16 protein-coding genes and 1 pseudogene are annotated in these 19,867 nt (G+C 60.9%); 4 read left to right on the top strand and 13 right to left on the bottom strand.

Annotation, left to right across the window (positions count from 1 at the left end):
• From PMI03_RS08215 to PMI03_RS08190, 6 genes are all read right to left on the bottom strand, one after another.
• On the bottom strand, positions 1-1,176 hold the full coding sequence (locus tag PMI03_RS08215; protein WP_007691871.1) for an ABC transporter permease: 1,176 nt from the start codon (positions 1,174-1,176) through the stop codon (positions 1-3).
• Positions 1,173-2,171, bottom strand: coding sequence for an ABC transporter permease (locus PMI03_RS08210; protein WP_007691870.1), 999 nt, complete (start codon positions 2,169-2,171; stop codon positions 1,173-1,175). The genes PMI03_RS08215 and PMI03_RS08210 overlap by 4 nt, the downstream gene beginning before the upstream one ends.
• Entirely contained in the window at positions 2,164-4,080 is a 1,917-nt protein-coding gene (locus tag PMI03_RS08205; protein ID WP_007691869.1) for an ABC transporter substrate-binding protein, read from the bottom strand. The genes PMI03_RS08210 and PMI03_RS08205 overlap by 8 nt, the downstream gene beginning before the upstream one ends.
• Positions 4,074-5,981 (bottom strand): ABC transporter ATP-binding protein, encoded by a 1,908-nt coding sequence (locus PMI03_RS08200; RefSeq protein WP_007691868.1) that lies wholly within the window; start codon positions 5,979-5,981, stop codon positions 4,074-4,076. Before PMI03_RS08200 ends, PMI03_RS08205 begins: the two co-directional genes overlap by 7 nt.
• A 161-nt stretch (positions 5,982-6,142) precedes the next feature.
• Positions 6,143-7,480, bottom strand: a complete 1,338-nt coding sequence (locus PMI03_RS08195; protein ID WP_007691866.1) for an adenylate/guanylate cyclase domain-containing protein — start codon at positions 7,478-7,480, stop codon at positions 6,143-6,145.
• 328 nt (positions 7,481-7,808) lie between these two features.
• A complete protein-coding gene (locus tag PMI03_RS08190) occupies positions 7,809-9,005 on the bottom strand; it encodes a DUF3095 domain-containing protein (RefSeq protein ID WP_007691864.1) in 1,197 nt (398 codons plus the stop codon).
• A 145-nt stretch (positions 9,006-9,150) separates the two neighbouring features.
• Here PMI03_RS08190 and PMI03_RS08185 point away from each other — a divergent pair, with 145 nt between their 5' ends.
• On the top strand, positions 9,151-9,630 hold the full coding sequence (locus PMI03_RS08185) for a class I SAM-dependent methyltransferase (protein WP_039973696.1): 480 nt from the start codon (positions 9,151-9,153) through the stop codon (positions 9,628-9,630).
• Between the two features lie 3 nt (positions 9,631-9,633).
• Here the strand turns inward: PMI03_RS08185 and PMI03_RS08180 are convergent, their stop codons facing one another.
• Positions 9,634-10,512, bottom strand: coding sequence for an FkbM family methyltransferase (locus PMI03_RS08180; protein ID WP_007691859.1), 879 nt, complete (start codon positions 10,510-10,512; stop codon positions 9,634-9,636).
• Between the two features lie 29 nt (positions 10,513-10,541).
• Positions 10,542-12,266 (bottom strand): adenylate/guanylate cyclase domain-containing protein, encoded by a 1,725-nt coding sequence (locus PMI03_RS08175; RefSeq protein WP_007691857.1) that lies wholly within the window; start codon positions 12,264-12,266, stop codon positions 10,542-10,544.
• Positions 12,267-12,467: 201 nt separating this feature from the next.
• Between PMI03_RS08175 and PMI03_RS08170 the strand changes: the two genes are divergently transcribed.
• Entirely contained in the window at positions 12,468-13,571 is a 1,104-nt protein-coding gene (locus PMI03_RS08170; RefSeq protein ID WP_007691854.1) for a glycosyltransferase family 4 protein, read from the top strand.
• Positions 13,561-14,307: a polysaccharide deacetylase family protein gene (locus tag PMI03_RS08165; RefSeq protein WP_007691852.1), complete on the top strand. Its 747-nt coding sequence runs from the start codon at positions 13,561-13,563 to the stop codon at positions 14,305-14,307. Before PMI03_RS08170 ends, PMI03_RS08165 begins: the two co-directional genes overlap by 11 nt.
• Here the strand turns inward: PMI03_RS08165 and PMI03_RS08160 are convergent.
• Positions 14,304-15,134, bottom strand: coding sequence for an MBL fold metallo-hydrolase (locus tag PMI03_RS08160; RefSeq protein ID WP_007691850.1), 831 nt, complete (start codon positions 15,132-15,134; stop codon positions 14,304-14,306). The genes PMI03_RS08165 and PMI03_RS08160 overlap by 4 nt on opposite strands.
• A gap of 443 nt (positions 15,135-15,577) precedes the next feature.
• Positions 15,578-16,126, bottom strand: a pseudogene (locus PMI03_RS30930) (hydantoinase/oxoprolinase N-terminal domain-containing protein); the annotation flags it as partial.
• A 271-nt stretch (positions 16,127-16,397) separates the two neighbouring features.
• Here PMI03_RS30930 and PMI03_RS08150 point away from each other — a divergent pair.
• Entirely contained in the window at positions 16,398-17,309 is a 912-nt protein-coding gene (locus PMI03_RS08150; RefSeq protein ID WP_007691845.1) for an agmatinase, read from the top strand.
• Between the two features lie 91 nt (positions 17,310-17,400).
• Here the strand turns inward: PMI03_RS08150 and PMI03_RS08145 are convergent, their stop codons facing one another.
• From PMI03_RS08145 to PMI03_RS08135, 3 genes are read right to left on the bottom strand one after another with little or no spacing between them, the layout of a single operon-like run.
• Positions 17,401-18,117: an ABC transporter ATP-binding protein gene (locus tag PMI03_RS08145; RefSeq protein WP_007691843.1), complete on the bottom strand. Its 717-nt coding sequence runs from the start codon at positions 18,115-18,117 to the stop codon at positions 17,401-17,403.
• A complete protein-coding gene (locus PMI03_RS08140; protein WP_007691841.1) occupies positions 18,098-18,862 on the bottom strand; it encodes an ABC transporter ATP-binding protein in 765 nt (254 codons plus the stop codon). The genes PMI03_RS08145 and PMI03_RS08140 overlap by 20 nt, the downstream gene beginning before the upstream one ends.
• The gene (locus PMI03_RS08135) at positions 18,859-19,866 is read right to left on the bottom strand and encodes a branched-chain amino acid ABC transporter permease (RefSeq protein ID WP_007691836.1); all 1,008 of its coding nucleotides are present in this window, start codon (positions 19,864-19,866) and stop codon (positions 18,859-18,861) included. Before PMI03_RS08135 ends, PMI03_RS08140 begins: the two co-directional genes overlap by 4 nt.
• Position 19,867: the final 1 nt, after the last annotated feature.

Genomic DNA, 19,867 nt, shown 5'->3' with positions numbered 1-19,867 from the left:
CTATTTGTAGGGATCGGCCGCGTCGCGCAAGCCGTCTCCTAAAAAGTTGAACGCCAGAATGACCAAAATCACCGGCACCATCGGGAAAAGGAGCCAGGGATAAAATGCAATGACGCTGGCGCCGCGAGCTTCGGTTAGCAGAATGCCCCAGCTGGTGATCGGCGGGCGAAGGCCGAGGCCCAGGAAGCTCAGCGCGGTTTCGCCGAGAATCATACTGGGGATCGAAATCGTTGCCGTCGCGATCAGATGCGACATGAAACCGGGTACGAGATGCCGGCCGATGACGCGGGGCGAGCTCGCACCCATCAGCTGCGCAGCAAGAACATAGTCTTCTTCGCGCAAAGACAAGAGCTTGGAGCGGACGGCTCGTGCGAGCCCGGTCCAGTCGAGAATGCCGAGAATGATGGTGATGCCGAAGTAAATCAGGATGGGGCTCCAGCTCACCGGCATGATCGCCGCGAGCGCCATCCATAGCGGCAGGCTCGGCAGCGATTGCAGCACTTCGATGACGCGCTGGACCAGTAGATCGAAGATCCCGCCATGATATCCGGCGAGGCCGCCGATGACGATCCCGAGCACGAAGCTGATGCTGATGCCGATCAATCCGATCGTCAGGGAGATGCGCGCGCCGTAGATGATCCGGGACAATACGTCGCGGCCCAGGCGGTCGGTACCGAGCAGGTACATTTGTCCGCCGACGGCGGGGCAGACCAGATGGACGTCCGAATCCACCAGGCCCCAGAAGCGATAGGGGTCACCACGGCAGAAAAAACGGATCGGCTGAACATCCCTAGAGTTTTCGGTATAGACCCGCCGCAGCGTATCGAGATCGAGCGTCATCGTGCGGCCGTAGACGAAGGGGCCGACGAACTTTCCCTGGTCGAAAAGATGGATCGCCTGTGGCGGCGAGTGGATATATTCGACATTGCGGGTATGCAGGCCGTAGGGCGCCAGAAACTCCGAAATCAGGATCGTGCCGTAGAGCAGGATGAGAAAGATGCCGGAGGCAAGCGCAAGCTTGTGCCGCTTGAACTTCCACCACATCAGCCGCTTCTGCGAGGCTTGGTAGTAACGCGCCTGACCGGCGGACATGGCTTCGAACTGATCCGGATCGAAGGCGGCACTCGAAACGTAGTGCTCCAATGGGGCGCCGGGGCGCGGCAGGGGTGCGGTCACTTTGTGCTCCTGCCTTGCAAGCGGATACGTGGATCGAGGAAGCCGAGGGCGATATCGGAGATCAGCACACCGATAACGTTCAGGAAAGCGAGGAACATCAGGAACGAGCCGGCGAGATACATGTCCTGGCTCTGCAATGCCTTGATCAGCATCGGGCCGGTCGTCTCCAGCGACAGCACGATGGCGGTGATTTCCGCGCCGGAAATGATCGACGGCAGGATGGAGCCGATGTCGGCAACGAAAAAGTTCAGCGCCATGCGCAGCGGATATTTCACCAGCGCCTTCAGGGGATGCAGCCCCTTGGCGCGGGCGGTGATGACATATTGCTTCTGCATCTCGTCGAGCAGGTTGGCGCGCAGGCGCCGGATCATGCCGGCCGTGCCCGCCGTCCCGACGATGATGACCGGAATCCATAGATGCGACAGGATCGAGCGCGCCTTTTCCCAACTCATCGGCTGCGACAGGTATTTCTGGTCCATCAGGTGGCCGATCGAGACGCCGAACCAGACATTGGCGAAATACATTAGGATCAGCGCCAGCATGAAGTTCGGAATGGCGATGCCGAGCAGGCCGAGAAAGGTCAGGCCATAGTCGCCCCAGCTATACTGATGGGTGGCGGAATAGATGCCGATGGGGAAGGCGATCAGCCAGGTCAGCAGGATCGTCGTCATCGAGACGAGGATCGTCAGCCACAGCCTGTCGCCGACGACTTCGGAGACCGGCAACTGATATTCGAAGGAATAGCCGAAATCGCCATGCAGCATGCCTGCGGCCCAATAGACATATTGCAGGGCCATGGGTTTATCGAGCCCATATTCGTGGCGAAGGGCCTCGATTTCCTGCAGGTTGGCGCTTTCGCCCTGAGCGCGAAGTTCCGCAATCTGGCTTTCGAAGAAATCACCTGGTGGTAACTGGATGATGGTGAACACCAGCATCGAGATGACGATCAGCGTCGGAACCATCACCGCAATGCGCCAGAGGATATACTTAAGCATGCGCCGGATCCTCCTTCAGCCAGAAGGTATCGGGCATGTAGACGCCGAGATAGCAGGTTGGATCGAAGCCGTAGAGCGCTTTCTCCGGCACGTTCTGCAGGAGCGAGGCATGCAGGATCGGCTGCATCGTGCCGTTAATTAGGCCGATGGAGAAGACCTGCTCGGAATAGATCGACAGCATCTTATGCCATATTTCGGCGCGCTCGAAGGAGGAGGCTGCCTTTCCCCATTCACCAAGAAGCCTGACCAGCTCCGCCGCTTCCGGCACATCCGGCGCGACGCCCTGTGTCTGGCGGGAAAGATAATACATGCCCCAAAGAGGCCATTGCATCTGATCGTCCATCGTCGGTGCGAGTTGGCCGGGATTCATGTCGGCGGTGGCCACTCCGTTGTCGAGGCCATACCAGATCGACATCATGATGCGGCCGCCCATGGCACGGCTACGGAAGATGTCGCGTTGCGAGACCCGGGTGAAGAGTGCGATTCCGACCTTGCGCCAATGATCGGTGATCAATTCCAGCACATCGGTGTCAAGCGTGCTTTCGCCTGGTGTCTCGACCGTGATCTCCGCCCGCCGGCCATCCGGCAGCAGGCGGATGCCGTCCTCGTCGCGCTTGTCGAGGCCGGCGGCATCAAGCAGCGCATTGGCTTGAGCCGTATCATGAGCAATCCATGCAGAGGCATATTCCGGCTTGTAGAGCGGGCTTTCCGGCAGCACGGTGTCAGCACTTTCGGTGCCAAGACCGTAGAAGACGGCCATATTGATCTCGTGCCGGTCGATCGCCAGCGATAGCGCCCGGCGCACGCGCACGTCGCGCAAGACTTCGCGCCAGACAGGATCGGCGCTGTTCAGGTTCGGCAGCAGAGCGACGCGTGAACCGCGCGTCGATTTCCAGAGATTGACCTTCACCGGATGGCGCTTCTCGGCATCCTTGAGGAGCGCATAATCGTTGAAGTCTATGCCCGTCGCCTGCAGGTCACTTTCGCCGGCATTGGCCTTGGCCGCGATGATCGCCGCCGAGCTGATGCTCAGAACGAAACGGTCGACATAGGGCAGTTGCCGGCCATTTTCGTCGACGCGGTGGAAATAGGGATTGCGCTCGAAAACGAATTGCTCCGCCGGCGGCGCCGTCGTGTTGCGCCAAGGATCGAGCACGGGCAGTTTGGGATTCTCCGGCCTGTAGGCGCGGCCCTTCTTGATGTGCATGTCCTGCCATTTGCGCACACGGGATTCCTGCATCAGCGAGGCAAGCCGGATACTGTCCTGATATTTCTTGTGGAATTGCTTCAGGTAATGGCCGGGGCCGGAGATGACCAGCGGCTGGGGTGCGGCCAGGCTCGGCAGAAAGTCCGGATTGGGCTCATCCCAGGAATAGCGCACCGTCAGCTCGTCGAGGACCTCGAAACGCGGCAGGCTGCCATGCGGGCGCAGCTCCAGCGCACCGCCGCCCGGCGTCAGCTCCTTGTTGAGAATGACGTCTTCCCACCAATAGCGGAAATCATCCGAGGTAAAGGGTTGGCCGTCCGACCACTTGTGCCCCTTGCGCAGCTTGAAAGTGAAAACGCAATCATTGAGAGCGGAGTAGGATTCGAGAATATCAGGCTGCAGCGTCAAGGTTCGATCATAGCCGACAAGGCGGGCATAACCGTAGATCGTCATGAAGCGAATATCGTTCTGGCTGCCGATGATCGTGCGTACCGTGCCGCCATAATGGCCGGGCGCGCGACCCAGTGCCTTGACGTTGACGACACGCGGAAATTTCGGCAGACGCTTGACGAGCGGCGGCATCTGGCCGGAGCGGAGCCAGTCGGCGAGATAATCCGGCTCGTTGTCGACTTCCGCGGCCAGGGCAGGGAATGGTAGGACGCTGGAGGCCATCAGGCCAAGGAAGGTTCGACGGGTTACCACGCGCGCAATTCCTGAACATCGGCGCCGCGGCGAGCGCGCACGAAATGACCGCCGCCAAGATCGGCATAGGTGAGGTCGCCGCCGTCTTCCTCCGCAAAATGCGGCCCCCAACTCTGCTTGGCGGCCGGACCTTCGCTGTTGAGCGCCGAGAAATCAAGCGGCCGGTCGAGGTCGGGGAAGGGGACTGCGGCCAGCAACGAGCGCGTATAGGGGTGGACCGGATCGCGAAGAATGATCTCGCGCGGCGCGATCTCGACGATGCGGCCGCGCGCCATGACGGCGATACGGTCCGCCATGTAGTCGACGACGGCGAGATTGTGCGAAATGAAGAGATAGGTAAGACCAAGTTCTCGTTGCAAATCCTTGAGAAGATTGAGGATCTGCGCCTGCACCGAGACGTCGAGCGCTGAAACCGGCTCATCGAGGATCAGGAGCTTCGGCCCGAGCGCCAGGGCACGCGCGATGCCGATGCGCTGGCGCTGGCCGCCGGAAAAGCTGTGGGGATAGCGGCTCAGATAGTGCTGGTCGAGCCCGATCGCCTGCATTAGCCCCTTGACCTTGTCCTTGCGCTCGTCACTGTCGCCATGCCGATGAATTTCCAGGGGTTCGCTCAGGATATTGCGGATCGTCATGCGTGGCGACAGGGAGGAAACCGGATCCTGGAACACCATCTGGATCTTCGTGCGCAAATCCATGAGCGCGTCGCCCTTGACGGCCAGTACGTCGATCTTGCCGTCGCCGTCATCGAAGCTGACTGAGCCGCTGTCGGCGCTGACAGCACGCATCAGGATCTTGCTGACCGTCGTCTTGCCGCAGCCGCTTTCACCGACGAGCCCCAGACATTCGCCACGGCGGATATCGAAGCTGACATCGTCGACGGCGCGGAATCTTGTCCCCTCCCGGCGGCCGAACAGCCCGCCGCCCTTGGATGTATAGGTCTTGACGAGATTGCGGACCGAAAGCAGTACGTCCGGCGCCGCCGTGGCGTTGGTATTGGCCTTGGCGATTTTTTTCTTGCCCGAGAAGGTGCTGAGATTGACCGGCACGTCACGCAGGGATTTCAGCCGCTCGCCCGGCTTCATGTCGAAATGCGGCACCGCCGACATCAGCGCCTTCAGATAACGATGTTGCGGCTGGCGGAAGATGGTCTCGACCGGCCCGGCTTCCATGATCTCGCCGTGATAGATGACCACGACTTCATCGGCCATGTTGGCGACGACGCCGAGATCATGGGTGATCAGCAGCATGGCCATGTTGAACTTCTGCTGCAGGCCGCGCAGCAGGCCGAGGATTTGTGCCTGGATGGTGACGTCGAGCGCCGTCGTCGGCTCGTCGGCGATCAGTAGCGCCGGATTGCAGATCAGCGCCATGGCGATCATCGCGCGCTGCCGCATGCCGCCTGACAGCTCGAACGGATACATGTCGAAGGTGCGATGCGGATTTTGAAAGCCGACGAGGCTGAGCATTTCCTCGGTCTTTTCGCGCTGCTCGGCCTTGCTGAGAGCAGGATTGTGGATGCGCAGGGCCTCGCTAACCTGGTTGCCGACCGTATGCAGCGGCGACAGCGAGGTCATCGGCTCCTGAAAAATGTTGGCCATGCGCGCACCGCGCATCTGGCGGATCGCGATGCCGTCACGCGGCAACTGCAGAATGTCGGTGGTCTGACCGTCGAGCGGATCGGTAAACAGAATACGGCCGCTCGCTTGCGCGGGCGTCGGCAGGATACCCATGATCGACTGGCTGATGATCGACTTGCCGGAGCCGGATTCGCCGACCAGCGCCGTCACCTTGCCGGGGAGGACCCGCAGGTTGGCGTTTTTCACCACGCGCAACTTGTCCCCGTAAATCGAGAACGAGACGTCGAGGTTCTCGATACGCAATAAATCAGTCCCTGACGTCATGCCTGTGTAGTCCCAATTGCACGACCTTATGCGGCCCCAATCGGCACACTAACGTAGGCCATAACGGGTGTCCAGTTGGTCAAAGTAGGACCTGAACAGTAAAAAAACTGTCATTTTTCCAATGATCTATCGGGAAATGCTTAACTAAGCATGCCTTATTATCATTGAATGAATTTTTCGACTTGTGGGCGGATCTCGAACTTCTTGGCGTCCCGATGCAGTAGAATAACCTGCTCGGCCTCCGATAGACCATCACTGGCCGTATCGTGAAAGACCTCCGTCGTGCCGTTGAGCGCGGCGTTGGCCTTTGGATGCACGACCGTGAAACGCTGCCGCACGCCGCGCAGCCGCTCTTCGCCGAGCGTCACCCATTCGCTGCCGGTGTAGCCGGAGAAAGCCTCGCTCGCGACCACTTCCGTCGAATATTTCTTGGTCAGCGACTGCAGCCGCTGCACCTCGTTGACGGCGGCGCCGAAGGCCGAGAAGGTCAGGCGATCCTTCAGTCCGACATTGCCGAACATGACGTTGCCGACATGCAGCCCGATGCCGTAGCGGACTTCGCTCAGGCCGCGCGTCTGGCGATCCTTGTTCAACGCCGTGACCCGGCTCTGCGCCTGGAAAACGGCAGACAGCGCCGCTTCGCAGGCGACCTTGGAGGGGTCCTTGTGCCGGCCGCAGGGGTAGACGGCGAGAAAACCATCGCCGAGGAAGCTCAAAATCTCGCCGCCGTTGCGGTTGAACGGCGCGGCGATGGCGTCGAAGAACTCGTTCAGCGTATCGATATAGGCTTGGCGGCCTTCCTTTTCGGCATACACGGTCGATTGCCGCATATCGCCCATGACGAGGGCAGCGCGAATCGTCTCGCCATCACCACGGCGGACCTGGCCGTTCAGTACCCGCTTGCCGGCGTCGCCGCCGAGATAGGTGGTCAGCATATTGTTGGCGAGCTTGCCGAGGACCGCCATCTTGGCGGCCATCGCCAGGTGGTTCTGCATACGCATCAGCGCGCCGATCATTTCCTCGCTGAAGCCGCTGAGGCTGTCGGTCGACCAGGAGCCCATCATTCCCTGGGCCGAACCGGCACCGAAGGTCTGCACGAAGGCGATGTAGTCGGTGATCTTTTCTTCGCGCAAATCCTTGAAGACCGGGAATTCCAGCGGTCCGTCGACATCGATCCGGCGGCGCAGATGCAGGAGATTGTTGGAGAGCAGATAATAATACGGGCTCTGCACGAAGCGTTCCGGCTTGTCGTCCATGTGCCGGTAGCCCTCGATCGTCAACCCGCCGGCCCGACGCCAGGTGAAGCCCAGCGCGTCATAGAGCGGATGCAGCATCGAAAAGGTTAGGTGCACGCGAGCAATCGGCAGGCCGGAAGCCGCCATCCGTTCGCAGAAACCGCGAACGATGGTCTCCAGGTCTTCGCCGGTCAGCGCCGCCTGGGTCAGCCATTCAGCGACCTTGTCGAGAAAAATATCGGAAACACTCGAATGAACTGTCATCGTCCCCACGGCCTATCCCTGTTATCAAGATTACCCGCTCCGGCGCTGCCAGATAGTGGATCGCGGCAACGCCACGTCCAGCCCTGTCGGCACCGCTCGGAGAGCAAACATGCGGATAAGCGACGGCACATTCTTCCCTTGCGGGTTCCAGATCGTGTCGTCGCCTCAAATAATTTCAGCGTGTCCTTGGGCCTCCCGGCCGGGATACGACACGGCGGAACGAGGCACCTAACTCGGCGAATCTCGTTTTGTTCTTGTTAAATAGGCATATGATCCCACTGAAACAATGGTCGAAAACCTATCGACACGGAAAATTCCATCGATCGCGTCATGATATGCCGGACGCCGGCTGCGAGGCGGAAAGGCTTTCGCCCGTGTGCAGCTTCTCACGCAATGCCATCGCCGCCATCGCATAACCGCCGCTGGCGCCGTCGATGAAGTGCATATGATCGCGCATCAGTGGTGTTGGCACGAAACAGGTCATGAGCGCGCTGTCCTGCCGATGCAGGCCATAACGGCACACGCCTTCTGCCTCGGCTTCGCGCAATCGCGTCTCGATGCGCGCAAGATGCGCAGCGTCGACATCGATGGTCATCTTCAGCCCGTCGTCGAATTTACGGAAGTCGGAATTGGCGGCGAGATCTCGCCGGTAAATCTTGGCGTCGAAGGTTGCCGCGCGGATGCCGAATTTGTCGAGAATGTAGAGGAGAACGATCTGGCCTGCGATTGCAAGCTTGCGACGCCAGCGATTGGTCAGCGGTGCCGTGGCGCGAGCCTCGAATTTGGCGCCTTTGAAGGCAAGCGCCGGTGTTGGGCCTTCTACAGGGACAGGGTGGCCGTCGCGGTTCTGCTCCGCGGAAATGGCGATGATGTCAGTCACGAGGCGCCGAAACTCCGGGCCGGTGCCTGCTTGATCGGGAACGGCGATGATAGAAACGATCTCGCCATTATGGGCCTTGATCGGGTTCCATCGGCAGGAGAGGCCGGTCAGGTCCGGCCGTGTCTCCGCCGCCGCCGCCTCGACGGCAAAGCGTCCGGCCTTCATCTGCCTTTCCGCCCAGCTCGCACCACCGCCGGCAAACATGGCGTAGGACACGAAATCGCTGGGGCTGAAGCGGGCGACCCTTACATCAAGTCCTTCGGCGCGGACATCCGCCATGGGCACCAGCGCGGTGCGCAGGCTGAGCTGCAATTCCTCCGTCACCCAGGTCCGCACCGCCGAGAGCGCCTCCCGCACGCGCGTTTCGCCGGAGCGAGGAATGGCCACCAGCGCGCCGTCGCCGCCGAAAACGAAGGGATAATCGCCCTTGTCCAGCGCGTTGAGCACGGCGGAAATCACGCTGGCGCCGGCCATATTGACGGATTTGTAGTGGCCGGCGGCGATCGCATTGGTCGAGCTGACGATATCGGCCACCGCCAGCAGCCAGTCGTCGGGAAGCGGCCGGTAATTGTCGCTGTCGGTGACACCCTCGAAATGGGTGAAAACCGGCAATGCGCGAAAGAAATCGTCGTTCGGATCGGCCATGACACACCCCCTTGCACGCGCGCCGCAACACTCTATCCCTACAGCAACCGCATCGAAAAACCAGCGGGTGGTCGACGCGGCGACGTGCACCATGCTACTTCGGCTGTGGGAGAGATACCACGATGCCAAGGACAAGACAGATACGATGAGCCGCCTGGATAGTTTCATCCGTCGCCTGACTGCGCAACGCGACATCCTCAACGGTATTGCAGATGAGGTTAAAACACTCGACGGTCCCGTGCTGGAGCTTGGGCTCGGCAATGGCCGTACCTTCGATCACCTGCGCGAGCTTTTCTCCGACCGTCGCATCGTTGCCTTCGATCGCGCCGCCAATGCCTATGGTCCGTCGATGCCGGAAGCCGGTAATCTCGTGCTCGGTGAGATCAAGGACACGGCTCGGGATTTCATCGGCATCGGCGCCTCGCTTGCCCATGCCGATATCGGCACCGGCTATGAGGAGAAGGATGCGGTGACCTTGACCTGGCTGCCCGAGATCATGGTGGGTGTGTTGGCTCCGCGCGGTATCGCCGTCAGCGGCCTGTCCCTCGATCATCCCGATCTCGAGCCATTGCCTTTGCCGCCAGGCGTGAAGGCGGGCCGCTATTTCATCTATCGCCGCCGATAGGCGCTAGCGCAGGAAGAGGACGTCGAACTGCTCGCCCTGGGTCGGCAGGTCGGCGACCTTCATCGGTACGGTGCGGTCCTCGAAAAAAGCCAGGCATTCCGTATAGTAAGCAGTGAGATCGGCGATGAAGGCGGATGTCTGTTCTTTGCCGTAAAAGGCCGGTGTGAACTCCATGTAGAGCGGCACCTTGAGGGCCATCAGCGCCTGCATGGACCTGACGGCAACGGGCTCATACCCCTCGATATCCATCCAGATCAGCCCGACATCGGCAGCTTCGACGCCGGCCTCGCCGAGAATATCGGCGACAGGCCGGACCGGCACGGAAATCTTCTCGTCGCTCGGGCTTTGCCGCAAGGCGCTGCTTTTGCCATGGTTCTTGTGGTTCAGGTAGAAATCGAGCTGCCCCTCGCGGTCGCCGGCGGCGCAATTGACGGCGGTCACCAGATCCTGAAACCCGTTATCGGCGATATTGAGCGACAGAAGCCGGAAGTTGCGTGGGTCGGGCTCGACGGTGACGATCCGCCGATAGGCGCCGCTGAGCGCGAAGTAGCAGGTCTGCGTGCCGATATTGCCGCCGAGTTCGAGCAGCACCGTTCCCTTGCGCAGCAGGCCGCGCTCGCGCAGCACCGTCAGCAGCCGGTCGACATGGTCACGCTCGAAATGCCCTTTGCGGAACACCTTGCGGCCGATGTAGTCGGTCGGCGAAAAGCTCATGACATGATCGCCGCAATCCACCGTCATGGTCTTCACGCGCGGCCCGATGGCACTGATCAGGATATCGCGGCCGAGGCGGGTATCGAACAGGCGCGTGGCGATGCGATCCCTGGTCTTGCGGAGGGTGCGCTTCCAGAATTTAACGGTCAGAATCTTACGGTCGAACATCGGGCGTCATCCCTACACGCCTGAACGATCTATGCAAAGCGAGCACTCTCTTCCTTCCGAACGATATAGACGCGCAGAGGCTCGCCGCGGCCGCGAACGGCGATCTCCCGGCTTTCGATGCCGGCGATATCGACACCGGAGAGGCCTGCCACCGGTTCGGAGAAGACAAGCGTACGATTGAATTCCTTGGCGACGCTTTCGAGACGGCTTGCGACGTTGACCGTATCGCCGATCGCCGTCACGTTCTTGACATTGCCATAGCCCATCGAACCAACCACCGCCGACCCGGTATGCAGGCCGATAGCGATTTCGAGCGGTGCCGCGAGGTCATCCGCCAGTTCCGCGCTCAGTTTGTCGATTTCGCGGACAATTTCGGCGGCCGCCTTCAGCGCCTGCCGGTTGGCTTCCTTCGGCGTGGTGCGCAGGCCGAACAGCGCCATGGCGCCGTCACCGATGAATTTGTCCATCCGCCCGCCATTTTCCTCCACGATACGGCCGACGATGGCAAAATAACGGTTGAGCAGGAAGACGATGTCGAAGGGCAGGCGCGATTCGGTGAGCGCGGTGAAATGGCGCAGGTCGCAAAAGAAGACGACGATCTCGCGCTCGCGCCCGGGGCTTGCCGTCTGGCTGTAGACGGGAATGGCCGTTTCCGCCATCGGTGTCAGAAGCGGCACGACACTGATATTTCCCGTCGGGCGCAATTGGCAGGCAAGGCGAACATCCGGCGTGGCACCGATCCGGTTCAGGGTCTTTTGCTCCAGCCCTTCGGGGGGTGGCAGATTGTCCGCGCCCTCGATGATCTGGACACGGCAGGTGGAACATTGTCCCTTGCCGCCGCAAACGGAATAATGCGGGATGCCGCCGAGACGGCTCGCTTCGAGCACGGTGAAGCCGCGCGGCGCATGCACGATTTCGCCGCCTGCATAACGGATCGCCACTTGATGCTGCCGTTCGCGCAGTCTTCGATGGGTGCGGAAGGCGAAGAGGCCGAGAATCGACATGCTGAACGCACCATAAAAGCCGGCGCGATAGGGCCATAGGGTAATGCTTACCTGGCTGCCCGGCATGGAGCCGGCTTCACCAAGGCTGCGCATGTCGCTGTAATAGCCGCCACGAAGGCCGCGCTCGTCGTCCTGCGCCGCCTCGTGCGATACCGTCTTTCCCATGGCCGCAAAACCGAGCAGGGCGAGAACCGGCAGGGTGATGGCGAAGGATAGCATGACCGGTGCGATGGCCGTGTACCAGGCGCGATAGCGCAGCCAGAAATGGATGCCGATGCAGCCATGGAGCCAGACGATCAGCAGCACGATCGACTGGCGCACGCCGTTGAGCGGTGAAGTGACCCAGAGGCCGCGAACGATGGCGCGGTAATTGTCGTGATAGCCGTAGATCTCGTGAACAACGCGGGTGGCGATGATGTGGTCGATCAACAGCAGGGGCACCAGCAAGCCGGTAACGATCTGGAAAGCCTCACCCGCCGGCATGACCAGCGTGCGGCGTTTGTAGAGCATGCGCAGGACGAGGAGGATATGGACAATCAAAGCGCCGTAGAAGAGAACAGTGCCAACAGGGTTGCGCCAGACCACCATGAACCAATGCTGCGCCTCGGTAGCAGCGCTGAGCGAGATCAATCCGAGGGAGTGATTGGCCAGATGCATGATCACGAAACTGAAGATGACCAGGCCGGAGCCAAGCCGGAACTTTCGTACAAGACGATCGGATATGATGGGTTTTCTTGCCTCTGTGGTCATCAAATCCAATTTACATTGCCCGTTCACAAGGGAACGGAAAACAGTTATCGCCTAATCATCTAGCTGCAATGCCGCATGCTGTCGAGAATACGGTCGTTAAAGCCAGGGCCTTAATTGTCAAGCAACCCGCCGGAATTCGGGCGTCTCCCGTCACATTTCCGGGCCAAACTATCACTTAATCGTCAACTATTGGCCCGCGCCATGAAGATCGCTTTCTACGCCCCTCTGAAATCGCCCAACCATCCGGTGCCGTCTGGCGATCGGCTGATGGCGCGGCTGATCATCGCGGCCTTCGAGATGGCGGGACATCAGGTTGAGCTTGCCTCTGAACTGCGCAGTTTCACGCCGACGCCGGAAGCGGGGCCGCGCGCCGAAATCACCCGGAAAGCGGAAGAAGAAATCGCCCGCCTGCTGGAAAAATGGCGCGGCGAAACTGCGCCGGACCTGTGGTTCACCTACCATCCCTATTACAAGACGCCCGACATGATCGGTCCCAAGATCGCGGCTAGCCTCGGGATCGCCTATGTCACCGCCGAGGCTTCCTATGGCAAGCGGCATGATGATAATGGCTGGAGCGACAACCAGCGCCTCGTCGCTGACGCCGTGCGGCAGGCCGCCGTCAATCTGTGCTTTACCGAGCGCGACCGGATCGGTCTTGCCGACGCCATCTCCGAGGGGCGATATGAGCGTTTCCTGCCGTTCATCGATACCGCGCATTTCGGACCTCTGGCCAGCGAGCGCGAACCGCATCGGTTGATCACCGTTGCGATGTTGCGCCGTGGCGACAAATTCGACAGTTATGGGATGCTCGCCCGGGCGCTGGAATTGATCCGGGAGCGGGAGTGGACGCTGACCATTATCGGTGACGGACCGATGCGGGCGGAGGTGCGAGCGCTGTTTTCCGGTTTCGACAGCGACCGCATCACCTGGCTTGGAGAACGCACGGCATCGGAGATCGTGGAGGAGTTGCGGGCAGGGGGCATCTATGTCTGGCCCGGCTGTGGCGAGGCCTATGGTCTTGCCTATCTCGAGGCGCAGGCGGCCGGCCTGCCGGTCGTGGCGCAGGCAACCGCCGGTGTGCCGGAAGTGGTGATGAACGGGGTAACGGGGATTCTGACGCCCGAAGGCGATCTGAAAGCCTATGCCGATGCGATCGCGCAGTTGTTGAGCGACGAGCGGAAACGCAGTGCGATGGCCAAGGCCGCCCATCGTTTCGTTCACGAAGAGAGGTCCTTGACCGCCGCCTCGAAACGACTTGAGACCATTCTGCGGAAACATCTGGGAGATCCCTTTTATGAGCGATAGAGCTGAATGGCAGCCCCTGCGTGATGAATTGCAGCGCTGGGCCGAGGCCGGGCGGAAGGCAAAACTATGGTTTCGCGACGACGACGCCATCGAGCCGACCGCGGCCCTCGATCAGCTGCTGGCACTTTCAGACAAATACGATGTGCCCATGGCTCTGGCGGTCATTCCCGAACCTACCGGCAAGCCGCTCGCCGAGCGTCTGGCGCGCCAAAAAGCGGTGACCGTCACGGTCCATGGCTGGACGCATCACAATTACGCGCCGGATGAGGCGAAGAAGCAGGAGCTTGGCCTGCATCGCCCGCAGGCGATCGTGCTCGACGAACTCCGGCGGGGTTTCGATAAGCTCAGAGAGCTTTACCCCCGTCAGTTCGCTCCAATGCTGGTGCCGCCGTGGAACCGCATCGACAAGGCGCTGCTGCCGGAGCTTGCACCCTTCGGCTACCGCGCCGTTTCCGTCTACGGGCTGGCAAAGCCGCGGCCGATCGCCCTGGTCAACACCCATGTCGACATCATGGATTGGCACGGCACGCGCGGCGGACGTCCCCATGGGGAACTGGTGGAGGTTTTGGTCGGCGAGCTAAAAAAACGCTTCGACGGCAAGGATGAGCCGATCGGCATCCTCACGCATCATCTCGTCCATGATGCGTTTGCCTGGGATTTCATCGACACACTGTTTCAGGAAACAGCCGGCCATGCCGCCATCGACTGGCGTCCGGTCGGCGATTTCGTGGCTTAAAGCTCGAGCATCTGGCGGTCGAAAGCGGCAAAGGCGCCGGGGAAGCTTTCGCGCGCATCGCGCTGCATATCGTCGAGGTCCTTGTCCGTGCGCCATTGCGCATGGTGAAAAAGCGCAAGGCGCTTCGCACCCGCCTCTTTCGCCAATCTGACACCTTCCCGCCAGGTGGAATGTCCGAAGCCCTGATGCTTCGACATCTCCGCCTCGGTGTAGGTCGTATCATAGACAGCGAGATCGGCCCCAGCCATCAGTGCAAGGGCGGCTTCGTCCATATGGCCGTTTACATGCTCTGTATCGTAGACCAGCGCGATGATCCGGCCAGCCCATTCGATCCGGTAGCCGACGCAGCCGCCCGGATGGTTGAGTTTGGCGGTGTGGATGACGATGCCCGGATGCGGCTTCAGCGTATCGCCGGGCGCAAAATCACGGAAACCCATGGTGGCGCGACAGATATCCGGCTCCACCGGGAACCAGGGCGGCCGCATGAACTGGCCGATCAGTTGCCGTGTCGTCGTTTTGCCTGCGAGATGGCCCGACCAGAGATCGACGCTGACCCCGGGATCGTAGATAGGCTTGAAAAAGGGCAGGCCGAGCATGTGGTCGTAGTGCGAGTGGGTGAAGAAGATATCGACTTCGTGCACGCCATCTTTGGCGAGCGACAACGCCGCTTCCCGCGCTCCGGTTCCGGCGTCAAAAATAATGCGCCTGCCGTCATGCCGTAACTCGATGCAGGACGTATTCCCGCCGTAACGCTCGAATTCCGGTCCCGATACGGGAATACTTCCCCGTACACCCCAGAATCTAAGCTCGAAACTATCGTTTTTCATAGAAGTTTTGACACCATTCCCCTTTCCGTCAACGTAAGCACACTTTTCCTATCGTGCGAAGCCAGCAATTTTCACAAAAGTCATGCTCCTGTGAAAACAAAATCCCGTTGTTTCATTAACGCGAGTGCTCGGCTGACGTTCAACAACAGATCGCACTGATCTAATATAGGTACGCAGAAGCGGAATAGATAATCCTTCGAGAGCCAAGTATGGCGTCGAAGGAAAAGGGCATCAGGTGTCTGTAAAAACGATTATAGGGTCGCGGCCGACCGGGCTGCCTGTTTGTAATAACCCGATAGAGCCCTCAGGTGTGATGCAATCCCGGAAAGATCGTCCTGCGACAGGCCAAAGACCTTGGTCGCCTCCACCAGCCGCCGCTCGTGGATCTTCGAATAGCGCGTCAGCGCCTCCAGGCCCCTGTCGGTCACCTGGATCTGCTTTTCCTTGCCGGTCTTGACGAGGCCGACCACACCGCCGGCGGGGCCGGAGAGAATGGTATCCTTGCCCTGAAACATATCGGCAGCCGTCAGCCCGCCCGACGACATCATGAACATGACGCGCGCGCCTGTACGGGCAATATCGAGCTCGACGACATCGTCATAGAGCGCTTCCGGCTTGATGATCTCGGTCGCGAAGATCTTCTTGCGCTCCTGATAGCCGTGGTGTAGCGCGTCGCGGAAACCCTTGGTCGTCACCAGTGCCAGCCGCTCGCCCTTGTGCTCCAGAAGCGCATTGGTGGCAACCGTCGTGCCCATACGCACCTCGCCGATGAGGCCGGCCGGGATCGGCTCGCCGTTCGCGAGGCCAAGATGCAGGCGAATGCCATAGACGGCGGCATCGCGGTCGCGGTAGGCCTCGGGATTTTCCGACAGGACCTTGCGGGCATGCAGTTCTCCGGAGGGATCACGCCCCACGACATCGGTGAAAGTACCGCCACGATCGATCCAGAAATCCCAATGACCCGCTACGCTGGCTGACAAGACCGCCTCCATCAAAATTGCTCGAACATCGCTGATAAAATATCGATAAATCGTCGATGTCTTATCAGCGATGGTGAATCGGAATCGATTCCGGCAGGGAGCGAAATGTTAGGCTTGGCGTCAAATCAGTATTAATGGTTTCGGCATGCGCAGCGGAGGTGATATCTGTATTTCGCTCCATCGACGTGAAACGGAATTGGAAAGATATGGGCATCCACACACGACCCCATTCTTTACCCTCAACACCGAAATTTCAGCTAAACCATCACCAAGACCATCAAAAATGATCACCTCTCCTTCCTTTCTCGGCCTTCACGATCGCCTTGCCGATGGCCGCGTGCCCCGCGCGATAATCTTCGCAGCCGGTCACGGCAGCACCTATCCTGGTAAGGACAGTAGCGGCTATGTCCTGGCGGCCGGCGCCATTCGCGCTGCGAGCCAGGACGATGTTGCACTCGTAGATCATTGGGATTTCGATCTTGGCGGCCCACTGTTCGACGGCAAGCCGGTCTGCTGCACCGACGCCGGTGACATCGAGACCACCATGTATGACAATGCCGGCAATCGGGCTCGGATCGAGGTGAAGACGCGGGAGGTCCTGGCGTTGCCGGCCGTACCGATCCTGCTCGGTGGCGACTGTTCCGTAACCATTCCCTTCGTCGCCGGTTTTTCGGATCACGGGCCGGTCTGGATCCTGCAGATCGACGCCCATATCGACTGGCGCGACGAGGTGTATGGCGAGCGGCACGGTTATTCGAGCCCGATGCGCCGTGCGAGCGAGATGCCGCACGTCGCCGGCATCGTGCAGGTTGGACTCCGTAGTGTCGGCAGCCCGCGCCTAACCGATATCGAAGCGGCGCAGCACTACGGCAGCCGTTTCGTGACTGCTCGCGAAGTTCATACCCAAGGCATCGAAGCCGCTCTTCGTCATATTCCCGAGGGAGCGCGGGTCGTCGTCACTCTCGACTGTGATAGCCTTGATCCCAGCATCATGCCGGGCGTGGCGGCGCGGACACCCGGCGGCCTCACCTATACGCAGGTGATCGACTTGATTGCGGGCCTTGGCAGGCGGGCCAGGATCGCAGGGTTTGATCTTGTCGAGCTCTATCCTCCCGCCGACATTGACGGCCTCTCGGCCCTGACCGCCGCGCGCCTTCTCGTCAATATGATCGGCACCGTCGTCCGGCAGGTTTGAAACCCGGATTCCTCCCGTAGCATGATGGCCCGGCAAGGTCCTATTCGCTACCGGGAGGGTACTCCCATGCGACTGGCGTCTGCTTGGGTGTCTAGTGCAGGCCGCCGACGCCGAGCAGGCGTTCGACCGTCTCGTGATCCTCAGAAAGCGCACCCGGCGTGCCCTGCCAGGCGAGCCGGCCGCGTTCGAGGATGATCACCTGATCGGCGAAATCCAGTGCGCTCTGGATGCGCTGTTCCACCAGCAGGATGGTCATGTCGCCGGTCTTGGCGAGATTGGTAAAGGCTGCCATCAGCTCCTCGCAGATGACAGGGGCGAGACCTTCCAGCGGCTCATCAAGCAGCAGCACCGAGGGGCGGCCGAGAATGGTGCGGGCGGTCGACAGCATCTGCTGCTCGCCGCCGGAAAGCTGGTTGCCGAGGTTCTTGCGGCGCTCCTTGAGGCGCGGAAACATGTCGTAGGCTTCCTGCAGCGCGGTCTTGGGGCGGCCCTTTAAACCGACGGAGAGATTTTCCTCCACCGTCAGCGTCGGAAAGACATCGCGCGTCTGTGGCACGTAGCCGAGACCCTGATGTGCCCTCCTGGCGCTCGGCAGGCCGGTAACGTCGGTAGACCCCAGGCGGATGCTGCCCTCATAGCGGCGTGTCTGGCCGGCAAGTGTGGCAAGCAGCGTCGTCTTGCCCATGCCATTGCGACCGAGCACGGCAAGCCGCGCGCCGGCCGGAACGGAAAAAGACATGCCTTCCAGCACCCGCGTCGGCCCGTAACCGGCTGAAAGGTTTTCCACTTCAAGCGGCGTGGCCGGCATTGGCGTAGCTCCCCAGATAGGCCTCGCGCACCCGCGCATCCTTGGTGACGTCGGCGGGTGAGCCGTCGAAGATGATGGTACCGGCGGCGAGCACGACGACGCGCTTGGCGAAGCGAAAGACCAGATCCATGTCGTGCTCGATCATCAGTACGGCAAGGTCAGTGGGCAGATCGGCCAGGGCTTGCTCGATGCGGCCGGTATCGCTCTGCGGCACGCCGGCGGCTGGCTCGTCGAGCAACAGCACTTTCGGCTTCAGCGCCATGGCGACGGCGATCTCCAGCAATCTCTGCTGGCCGTAGGCGATTTCACTGACCTTGCGATGCATGAGATCGGCGAGGCCGAGCGTGCTCAGCAGATCGCCGGTCTCGGCCATGACGTTGCGCATGGCGAGGAAGTTGCCGAACATGCGGCCGGAGCGGCCGGAGCGCTGCAGGATGGCAAGCGCCACATGCTCGGCTGGCGTCATATCCTGGAAAAGCCGGGTCACCTGGAAGGAGCGCACCAACCCGCGCCGGACGCGGCCGATGGCGTCGATTTTGGTCACTCTCTCGCCGCCAAGACTGACCTCGCCGGCATCCGCCCGCAGATTGCCGGTGACCAGATTGACGAAGCTGGTCTTGCCAGCGCCGTTGGGGCCGATCAGTGCCACGCGATCGCCCGGCGCCATCGACAGGCTGACATCATTGGTCACCGTCAATCCGCCAAAGGCTTTCTTCAGATGATTGACCTCGAAGACTGCACTCATGTGCGAGCCTCCCGACGGCGCGCAAGATAGGTCGCGGCTGTGCCATAGATGCCCTTCGGCGCGAACAGTACCACGAGGATCAGCAACAGGCCGACGATGGTCAGCCAGTGGAAGGGATTGGCGGCGGAGACATAATCTTCGAACAGCATGAAGACCAGCGTGCCGGCGAGCGCGCCGAACAGCGAGCCGGTGCCGCCGAGCACGAGCATGACCAGCGCCTCGGCCGATTGCGTGAAAGAGAGGCTGTCGAGCCCGACCACCTGGGTCGAGATCGCATTCAGCGCGCCGCCAACGCCGGCGACGGCGCCTGAGATCACATACATCTTGATCAGCGTGACCTTCGGCGAGACACCCATGGCGCGGATGCGCAGGGGATCCTGCCTTATGCCGCGACAGAGCATGCCGAACGGCGAGCGCACGAGGATGCGCAGCAGGACCAGTGTGACCAGCAGCAACGCCACGCCATAGACATAGGCCGTATGCCCATAGAGATCGAATTCGAACAGGCCGAACAGCGGGTCGGTGGAAATGCCGGAGAGCCCGTCGCTGCCGCCGGTCCAGCTCGATGCCTTGTTGGCGAATTCGTGGAAAAGATAAATCAGCGCGATCGACAGCACGAGTTGTGGCAGGCCGTGCGCCCTTAGAATGACGATGCCGCAAATCAGCCCCGCAACCGCGCCGGCAACGATGCCGACCAGCGTCATCAGCAAGGGATCATTGATGCCGTAATGCGCCGAGGCGATGCCGGCGGCATAGGCGCCGGCGCCGAACAGGGCCGCATGACCGAGCGTCGCCACACCGCAATAGCCTGTGACCAGATCGAGCGACAGGACAAGCAGAGCAATGGCGATCAACCGCGTCAGGAGCGCGAGATTGTCGGGAAACAGCAGATAGCCGGCGGCTGCCAGAACGAGGATGACCGCTATGGCAATACCATCGCGCTTAAGTGCAAGGCGGTTGCTCGTCGCGGCGATGGTCTCTCGGTCGATGGTCGTCAGTGCCATA

Source organism: Rhizobium sp. AP16, from assembly GCF_000281735.1.
Taxonomy (GTDB): domain Bacteria; phylum Pseudomonadota; class Alphaproteobacteria; order Rhizobiales; family Rhizobiaceae; genus Rhizobium; species Rhizobium rhizogenes.
This window is presented reverse-complemented; position numbering and strand designations above follow the sequence as displayed.

What these genes read in the sequence shown, in the direction of transcription:
- PMI03_RS08210 (WP_007691870.1), bottom strand. Translation starts at nt 2,171, where the DNA reads ATGCTTAAGTATATCCTCTGGCGCATTGCGGTGATGGTTCCGACGCTG.
- PMI03_RS08200 (WP_007691868.1), bottom strand. Translation starts at nt 5,981, where the DNA reads ATGACGTCAGGGACTGATTTATTGCGTATCGAGAACCTCGACGTCTCG.
- PMI03_RS08195 (WP_007691866.1), bottom strand. Translation starts at nt 7,480, where the DNA reads ATGACAGTTCATTCGAGTGTTTCCGATATTTTTCTCGACAAGGTCGCT.
- PMI03_RS08190 (WP_007691864.1), bottom strand. Translation starts at nt 9,005, where the DNA reads ATGGCCGATCCGAACGACGATTTCTTTCGCGCATTGCCGGTTTTCACC.
- PMI03_RS08185 (WP_039973696.1), top strand. Translation starts at nt 9,151, where the DNA reads ATGAGCCGCCTGGATAGTTTCATCCGTCGCCTGACTGCGCAACGCGAC.
- PMI03_RS08180 (WP_007691859.1), bottom strand. Translation starts at nt 10,512, where the DNA reads ATGTTCGACCGTAAGATTCTGACCGTTAAATTCTGGAAGCGCACCCTC.
- PMI03_RS08175 (WP_007691857.1), bottom strand. Translation starts at nt 12,266, where the DNA reads ATGACCACAGAGGCAAGAAAACCCATCATATCCGATCGTCTTGTACGA.
- PMI03_RS08170 (WP_007691854.1), top strand. Translation starts at nt 12,468, where the DNA reads ATGAAGATCGCTTTCTACGCCCCTCTGAAATCGCCCAACCATCCGGTG.
- PMI03_RS08165 (WP_007691852.1), top strand. Translation starts at nt 13,561, where the DNA reads ATGAGCGATAGAGCTGAATGGCAGCCCCTGCGTGATGAATTGCAGCGC.
- PMI03_RS08160 (WP_007691850.1), bottom strand. Translation starts at nt 15,134, where the DNA reads ATGAAAAACGATAGTTTCGAGCTTAGATTCTGGGGTGTACGGGGAAGT.
- PMI03_RS08150 (WP_007691845.1), top strand. Translation starts at nt 16,398, where the DNA reads ATGATCACCTCTCCTTCCTTTCTCGGCCTTCACGATCGCCTTGCCGAT.
- PMI03_RS08145 (WP_007691843.1), bottom strand. Translation starts at nt 18,117, where the DNA reads ATGCCGGCCACGCCGCTTGAAGTGGAAAACCTTTCAGCCGGTTACGGG.
- PMI03_RS08140 (WP_007691841.1), bottom strand. Translation starts at nt 18,862, where the DNA reads ATGAGTGCAGTCTTCGAGGTCAATCATCTGAAGAAAGCCTTTGGCGGA.
- PMI03_RS08135 (WP_007691836.1), bottom strand. Translation starts at nt 19,866, where the DNA reads ATGGCACTGACGACCATCGACCGAGAGACCATCGCCGCGACGAGCAAC.